The following is an 8,178-nucleotide window of genomic DNA, read 5'->3' as shown; positions in this document are numbered from 1 at the left end:
GGCCCACGATGTCCACGGCGGTGAACGAGACCGCCTTGCGGAAGGCGCCGAGGTCGATCGGCATGTCGGCGTAGATGTCCCGCTTGCCCAGCTCGACGAACCGGCCGTCGTCGGCCAGTACGTCCAGGCCGAGCGGGATCGCCGCGCCGGTCAGCGAGTTCAGCACGACGTCGACCCCGCGCCCGCCGGTGGCCGCCCGGACCTCGTCGGCCCAGTCGGTCGTGCGTGAATCGAAGACGTGCTCGACGCCCAGCTCACGCAGGTGAGCGCGCTTGGCCTCGGTACCCGCGGTGGCCAGCACGGTCGCACCCGCGTCGCGGGCGACCGCGAGCGCGGCGAGTCCGACGCCACCGGTGGCGGAGTGGATCAGCACCGTCTCCCCGCGCCGGACGCGGGCGACCGACATCAGCGCGTACCAGGCGGTGACCAACGCCATCGGCAGCGCGGCGGCCTGGGCCGCGGTCATCCTCGGTGGGACTGGCGCGGTCAGCCGGGCGTCCACGATGACCTCGTCAGCCATCGCGCCGGCGACGCACGCGACGACGAGTGTGCCGACCTCGACCCCGGCCGCGTTCGAGGCGACGACCTCCCCCGCGCAGTCGAGGCCGAGCAGGTCCCGGTCAGCCGGGTCCGGGTAGACGCCCAGGACTTTCATGGCGTCGAGGAAGTTCAGTGACGCGGCGTCCACTCGGACCCGCACCTCGCCGGGACCAGGCTCGCGCGGCCAGGTCGCCAGTCGGGTGATGGTGTCCAGCCGGCCGGGCTGGCGGACTGCCAGCCGGTAGCCGCGCTCGCGCAGCCGTGGCGCGGTGACCGGTACGCCGCCACGAGATCGTCGGCCAATCCAACGCTGCTCGCCACGCAGCACGACAACGTCCGGACCATCCACATCAGACAGCTCGGCGACCGTGGCCGGCGTGACGACGTCGACGTCGATCAGGCGGGTCCGCAGATGCGGGTACTCCGACTGCAGGACGGTCGCCATGCCGACGTACAGGGCCGCGGCCGGATCGACTGGTGAGCCGTCGGGAGCCGGCCTCGCGTTGCGGGTGAGGAGCACGAACGTCGAGCGGTCGGAGACGGCGTCGCGGACGGCGTCGAGCAGGTCGAGAAGTCCGCCACCGCTCGGCGCGACGAACACGGTGACCGGATCGCCCGTACCCGGCGCTTCGAGGCCGGCGTCGGCGCCAACCAGGGTGAACGGCGGCTTGGGCGGTGTGTCCGTGCGCGGCTCGGGGTCGAACACCCAGCGCAGCACGCGGTCTTCGGGGATGCTCGTGGGCAGGTAGGAGAACCGGAGCCCGTCGACGTTCCCGACCGGTGTGCCGTCGGGCCGGCAGATCAGCAGGTCAACCTCGCCGTCGGCGGCGCGGTGGGCGTGCACCAGCGGCGCGGTGGGCACCTCGGCCAGGTGGACCGACCGCGCCGACACCGGGACCACGGCATCGGCACCAGGCAGTACGGCGAGAGCCACCTGGAGAATACCGTCCCAGAATGCGGCGTTCTCGCCGGTGGGGCCGCTGCCGGGGTGCCGAAGAGTGGCGACCGCGTACGTGTCGTCCACGGTGATGTCGGCGACCCAGCGGAACGCCGGGCCGTAGTCGTGGTGCCGCTCGGCGCACCAGGCGTAGAAGTCCACGGGCGCACCCGGAGCGCGCTCGGGAGCGGCGTCGAGCGTGGCGGGGACCGATGTTCTGGCGGTGGCGTGGGTGATCACCCGGCCGTCGGTCCGCGTGCTCACCGTGACCTGGCCGTTCGGGCGGCGGACCGTCGTGAGCTCGACATCGTCCTCGCCGAGCGTGAGCGCGGCCGAAAACTCCACGTCGTGCAAGGGCACCCGGTCCACACCCGCCCTGAGCAGGGTGAGGTAGCCACCCGCCGGGTACACCACTGTGCCGTGCACCTTGTGATCGGCGAGCCAGGGGTGGGTGGTGAGGGACAGCGTGGTGACGCCGTCGCCCGGGGTGCCGCGGCGCCGGTCCGGGCCGACCCAGTAGCGCTCACGCTGCCAGGGGTATGGCAGTGGGGTGTCGACCGGACGCCGCGCGGGACGCGGACCGACGGCGGGCAGGCCGGACGCGTACGCGTCGGCGAACGCCCTAGTCAGGTCCGCGATGGTGCCGTGGTCGCGGCGCAGGCTGGCCAGCACGGCGGGTGGCTCGTCGTACCGCTCGGCGAGTTGGGTGAGTGCGGCGCCCAACCCCGGATGCGGGCTGATCTCCACCAGGTGGGTCACGGCATCGGCGACGGCCGCGTCCACGGCGTCCGCGAACCGCACGGGATGGCGCAGGTTGCTCGCCCAGTAGTCGGCGTCGAGGTCGTGCCGTATCGAAACGTCCATGGTGGACAGGAAAGGCACCCGGCCATGACCGGGCTTGATGCCGGTCAGTGCGTGCCGGATCTCCGGCAGGATCGGGTCCATCAGCGGGCTGTGCGAGGCGTAGTCGACGTCGACCAGCCGACAGAACACGTCGTCGGCCTCCAGGATTTCCTTCAGCAGCACCACCGAGTCCGCGTCGCCGGACAGCACACAGGAGCGAGGACCGTTGTGCACGGCGGGAGTCACGGTCTCCTCGAACCCGGTCAGCATCGTCCCGAGCGCGTCCCAGCCGAGGTCGACCGCGAGCATCCGGCCACCACCGGCCGCCGCGCGCAGGATCCCGGCGCGCCGGGACACCACGGCGGCGCCGTCGGCCACCGACAGCACCCCGGCCACCGTCGCCGCGGCGATCTCGCCCTGGCTGTGCCCGATGACGACGTCCGGCCGCACGCCAGCCCGCTCCCATGCGGCCGCCAGCGACACCAACATCGCCCACAATGCGGGCTGCACCCGGTCGACCCCACCCAGCGGGCCGTCGAACACCTCGTCCACCGACCACCCGAGAGCGTCGGCACACCGGTCGAGCGACTCGGTGAACGCCGGGTCGACTCCGTAGAGATCGCGGCCCATCCCCACCCACTGGGCACCCTGTCCGGGAAAGACGAACGCGGTCCTGCCCGGAGTCCGCGCGCGACGGGGCTCGCCGGCGGCGGCGATGGCGGCGAGTGGATCGCCGTCGACCAGGACGGGTTGTCGCAGCGGGAAGTGGTCGCGGTGGTGTGCCAGCGTCGCGGCCACCTGACGGCCGTCGGCGCCGCGTTCGATGGTGTCGCGCACGCCGGCGAGGCGCTCGGCCAGGGCGGCCGGGTTGTGCGCGCTCACCGGCAGGACGTACGGTCCCGGCATCGGCACGTCGGCGGGTTGCGGACTCGGGGCGGGCGCGGTGACCACGACGTGCGCGTTGGTGCCGCCCCAACCGAACGAGTTGACGCCGACATGGGCGTCCTCGGACAACGGGACGTCCTCGGTGGCGACGCGAATGCCGAGGCGAGCGAAGTCGATCTCCGGGTTGGGCGGGTCGGCATGCAGCGAGGGTGGTACGGACCGATGCTCCAGTGAGAGCACCGCCTTGATCAGGCCAACGAGACCGGCCGCAGGCTCCAGGTGGCCGATGTTGGTCTTGACCGAGCCGATCGGCAGGCCGGTCGCACGACCGAGGACCTCGCCGATGGCCGACGCCTCGGACAGGTCGCCGCGCCGGGTTCCGGTGCCGTGTGCCTCCACATAGGACAGCTTGGCCAAATCGATCTCGCGGTAGGCCCTGCGGAGCAGGTCCTGTTGGGCCAACGGGTTCGGCGTGACCAGGCTTTCGCCACCGCCGTCGTTGTTGACCGCGCTCGCCACGATGACCGCGCGTACCCGGTCCCCGTCGGTGATCGCGCGGTCCAGCGTCTTCAGGTAGACGGCCGCGACACCTTCGCCACGGACGAAACCGTCCGCGCCCGCGCCGAACGCTCGACACCGCCCGGTGGGTGACAGGCCGCCGAACTGCGTCAGGCCCACCGTCACCTCAGGTGTCAACATCAGGCTGACGCCACCCACCAGTGCGCCGTCGATGTCCCCGCACCGCAACGCCAGACACGCCTGGTGTACCGCCACCAGCGACGACGAACACCCGCATTCGACCGTCATGCTCGGCCCGGTCAGCCCCAGCAGGTAGGACACCCGCGCGGGCCCGACGTCAATGGCGCTCCCGACGAGGCTGTGCTGGGTCACCGGCTGACCGGTCTCCCTGCGCAGCAACTCGTAGTCGTGCCACTCCGCACCGGTGTACACCCCGGTCCGGGTCCCGCGTAGGCCGGCGGCGGGCTGGCCGGCATCCTCCAGCACCCGCCACACCGTTTCGAGCAACAGTCGCTGCTGCGGGTCGACCACCTCGGCTTCGCGCGGGCTGATCCCGAAGAACCCCGAGTCGAAGAGGTCCACGTCGTCGATGAACCCGCCGACTGGCTGCACACCGTGCTCGCCAGGGTCCCACCGACCGGGGGGAACCGCGGTGATGGCGTCGGTGCGCAACGCGAGCAGATGCCAGAATGCGTCAAGGTCCGGCGCCTGCGGAAACCTGCCCGCCATACCGACAATGGCCACCGGACGTAACTCACGCACCCCAGTCACGCTCCTATCTGGCGAGGATTGCCAAGCATGGCATCCTCGAATATCGGCGACTCCCGCTCTCAACGAGTGCTTTCATCGAAATTTCCGACCGGGCGCCATCCGCCGAGCGAGCCGGAAGTCTAACGAACCGCTGTTACCGCCCACTGCCCAGCCGCTGACAGCCGACTGACAGAACCCGCACCTAGCCCCCTCCTGGTAGACGGGAAGTTGACCGTCCAACTGGTTTGTGCGCCGGCCTGACCCACGTGGCATCGAATGCGTGTCAGTCCGCGGTCAGCGGTCGGTCAGCGGCCTGTGGCCGGCTCACATTAGAGTTCGCTTGCTTGAGCAAGATCCAGCATCTAGTGGTGGAGGAGTCATGACCACAGTATTCGCGGCTCAACAGGTGAATGAAATTCGGAAAATAATTCTGGAGCACTTGGAGGTGGATGCAGAAGAGTTGACTGAGCACAGCAAGTTCAAGGAGGACCACGAGGCCGACTCACTACGAATGATGGATGTGGTCGCGGCATTGGAGACCAGGTTCAACATCGAGATCGACGAAGCGCGGCTCGTGCAGATGGTCGATCTACACAGTGTCTGCAAGCTGGTTGCCGAACTGGTCGACCGGTAGGTCCGCGTGACGGCGATCGTTTCGGTATCCAGCCATCTGCCGGGAACAGTATCGCTGGCATCACTGCAGGCCACACTTCGACTGACTGACATCGAGCGTCGCAAGTTCGTGAAGTTCTACGGACTGAAGGACATCTGCCGCTCAGCCGAGTCCGAGCTCGACTCCCTGGTGGCCGTGGCCAACAAACTGGAGTCATTGGCGGGTGCCGAGGATCGGGTTCGCTACGTCGTTCGCGCCAAGACCATGCCGATCTCACACGTCTACCCGGACAACCCGCTCCGCCAGGCGTGCGACGCACTGGGACTGAGCCACGCGACCAGCTTCACGGTGACCGACCACGCGTGTGCCTCCGGGCTGCTCGTCGTGGACATGTGCGGGATGCTCCTCGCCGCGGACGGCGATCCAGACGCACTCGCCCTAGTGCTGCTGGGAGAAAAAGCGTTCACCCACGTCGTGAGCATGATCGCGGACATCGCGGTGATGGGCGAGGGATTCGCGGCGGTACTGGTGCGGGCCGGCGGCGGAGGCCAGAGCGACCAGCTTCTGGGGTACGCCACCCGGACGCACAGCAACGCGGCGGGCTCGCTGGCGATGACTCCTGCGCAGGAGAAGAAGTTCCGGCTGATCTATCACAACGCGCTCGCCGAAGTCGTGCATGCCGCGCTCGACGTGGCAGGCGTGGCGATCACTGACGTCGACCTGCTTCTGCCACACAATATCAACACCGTGTCGTGGCGCCGCACGGCCGCGGAAATCGGGCTGCCGCTGGAGCGGGTCTTCCTCGACAACGTCAAGGCCACCGGCCACTGCTTCTGCGCTGATCCGTTCATCAACTACCGCACGGCGGTCGACCTCGGTCGGCTCAATCCCGGAGACCGCTACGTGATGGTCTCCGTCGGGCTCGGCTCGACGTTCTCCGCGATGGTCTTCCAACACTAGGCGAGTCTACTGTGGACGATGACTTTGTCACTCGGTTGAAGGTCGCGTTGACCGGTGCGACGGACACATCACTGGTCTACCTCGGCAACTTCGAGGTCGAGCGGGACTGGGCCACCGGCGAGCGCTCGCTGCCGAGGGTGTCCACGGCCGTGAGTGAAGCGGTGGTCAACCACATGGACGAGTTCGCCCTGCTGCTCGGCGGCGCCGACGACCACGTGGTGCTCAAGACCGCACCCGACCCGGACTACCTGGCCTACCTGAAAGGCCTCGGGCTGGAGCTGCCGACCGTGCACGTCGCATCGAGGACGGACGCCCAGCGGTCGGTCACCGAGGACGCGCTCGCCGATCCCGACCTGTTGACCGCACTGTCAGAGCTGGCCGGGCAGGGCTGCCGCCTGGTCGCCCACGGCGTGTCCACCGTGGAGGAGAGGTTGGCCGGGGAGACCGGGCTGCCGCTGGCCGCACCGGACTCGTCGACCTGCAAGTCGGTCAACAGCAAGGTGTACAGCCGCGCCGTGACGGACCTGCTCGGCCTGCGCCAACCAGTCGGCTGGGGTTGCGCGACGGCCGAGGAGCTGGCCGCCGCGGTCAGCGAGGCGCGCACGCTGGTGGCCGCCGGCCGGCGGATCGGGATCAAGGAGGCATTCGGCGTCTCCGGCAAGGGCATTGCCGTGATCGACGACGAACGACGGCTCGACCGGCTGCACCGGATGATCCTGCGCGGCGCGGAAGATGACCGGATCTCGTTCGTCATCGAGGAATGGGTGACGAAGGCCGCGGACCTCAACTACCAGTTCACCGTCAGCAAGGACGGCTCCGTCCGGTTCGACTTCGTCAAGGAGGCGATCACCGATCGAAACGTCCACAAGGGACATCGGATGCCGGCGGTGCTGCCCGCCGGCACGCTCGCGGAGATCCGGGAGGTCGCGGAGCTGCTCGGCGGGCGGTTGGCGGCCGATGGGTATTTCGGGGTGGTCGGCGTGGATGCCTTCGTCGATCCGGACGGCGGGCTGTACCCGGTGGTCGAGATCAACGCCCGGCACAACATGTCGACCTACCAGGTGCCGTTGCAGGAGAAGCTGGTGGATCCCACCCAGGTCGCGCTCGCCAGGTACTACCCCGTGTCGCTGAACCGCCCGCTGCCCTTCGGCGAGGTGAGCCGGATGCTGGACGGACTGATGCTGGCGCGTCCCGGCGGAACCGGCCTGGTGGTGAACAACTTCGCGACAGTCAACGCGGGCGCCGGGAGCGGCTCCTTCGTAGGCCGGCTGTACGGCGTGGTGGTCGCCGACACCACCGACCAGTTGGCCGCGATCGACGATCGGATCACCGAGCGGCTCGGAAAGGACTGAGATGGAGTTCCAGGTCCAGGGCATCGACATCAGTGAGCTCGCGGAGGAGTACGGCACCCCGCTGTACGTCTACGACGGCGACGAGCTGACCGGGCGGCTGGCCGGGCTGCGCGAACGGCTACATCCGGACTTGGAGATCTTCTTCTCGTTGAAGAGCAACCCCAACCTGTCGATCTGCGCGCTCCTGAACGGACACGGCGCGCGGGCCGAGGTGTCGTCGATGTCCGAGCTGCTGACGGCCCGCCGCGCCGGGGTCGAGCCACACGACATCATCTTCGTCGGGCCCGGCAAGAGTCGCACCGAGCTCGCGGCCTGCCTCGACGAGGGCATCTACGCGATCATCTGTGAGTCGTTCGGGGAGCTCGACCTGATCGAGGAGATGGCCGAAGCCAGGGCGATGGCCGCACCGGTGGCCCTGCGGGTCAACCCCGCCTTCAGCGTCAAGGGCTCCGGACTGACCATGGGCGGGAAACCCCGCCAGTTCGGCATCGACGAGGAACTTCTGCTCGACGCCGGCGGGCTGACCCTGCGCTACCGACACGTCCGGTTCATGGGCGTGCAGGTGTACATGGGCACCCGCATCCTCGACGAGGAGCCGATCGTGGCGAACATCAGGAAGATTCTCGCGGTCGCGGAGGTGTTGTCCGACCGGCTCGGCTTCGGCCTGGAGATGGTGGACGTCGGCGGCGGACTGGGAGTGGCGTACTTCGACAACGAGCGTGACCTCGATGTCGAACTGCTGGCCGCCCGGTTGAACCCGGTACTCGCCGCATTCCACG

General features: G+C 68.9%; 4 protein-coding genes and 1 pseudogene. 4 read left to right on the top strand and 1 reads right to left on the bottom strand.

What is annotated here, in order from left to right; genetic code table 11:
* On the bottom strand, positions 1-4,486 hold a 4,486-nt coding region (locus ACJ73U_RS35030), incomplete at its 3' end, for a beta-ketoacyl synthase N-terminal-like domain-containing protein (RefSeq protein ID WP_407782048.1).
* A gap of 367 nt (positions 4,487-4,853) precedes the next feature.
* Between ACJ73U_RS35030 and ACJ73U_RS35025 the strand changes: the two genes are divergently transcribed.
* From ACJ73U_RS35025 to ACJ73U_RS35010, 4 genes and pseudogenes are all read left to right on the top strand, one after another.
* The gene (locus tag ACJ73U_RS35025; RefSeq protein ID WP_407782047.1) at positions 4,854-5,108 is read left to right on the top strand and encodes an acyl carrier protein; all 255 of its coding nucleotides are present in this window, start codon (positions 4,854-4,856) and stop codon (positions 5,106-5,108) included.
* A gap of 6 nt (positions 5,109-5,114) precedes the next feature.
* Positions 5,115-6,047, top strand: coding sequence for a 3-oxoacyl-[acyl-carrier-protein] synthase III C-terminal domain-containing protein (locus ACJ73U_RS35020; RefSeq protein ID WP_407782046.1), 933 nt, complete (start codon positions 5,115-5,117; stop codon positions 6,045-6,047).
* A gap of 11 nt (positions 6,048-6,058) precedes the next feature.
* Complete coding sequence (locus ACJ73U_RS35015) at positions 6,059-7,399, top strand: ATP-grasp domain-containing protein (RefSeq protein WP_407782045.1); 1,341 nt, start codon at positions 6,059-6,061, stop codon at positions 7,397-7,399.
* 1 nt (position 7,400) lies between these two features.
* Positions 7,401-8,178, top strand: a pseudogene (locus tag ACJ73U_RS35010) (diaminopimelate decarboxylase); the annotation flags it as partial.

It is taken from the genome of Actinophytocola sp. (assembly GCF_045807065.1).
Classification (GTDB): domain Bacteria; phylum Actinomycetota; class Actinomycetes; order Mycobacteriales; family Pseudonocardiaceae; genus Actinophytocola.
This window is presented reverse-complemented; position numbering and strand designations above follow the sequence as displayed.

What these genes read in the sequence shown, in the direction of transcription:
- ACJ73U_RS35025 (WP_407782047.1), top strand. Translation starts at nt 4,854, where the DNA reads ATGACCACAGTATTCGCGGCTCAACAGGTGAATGAAATTCGGAAAATA.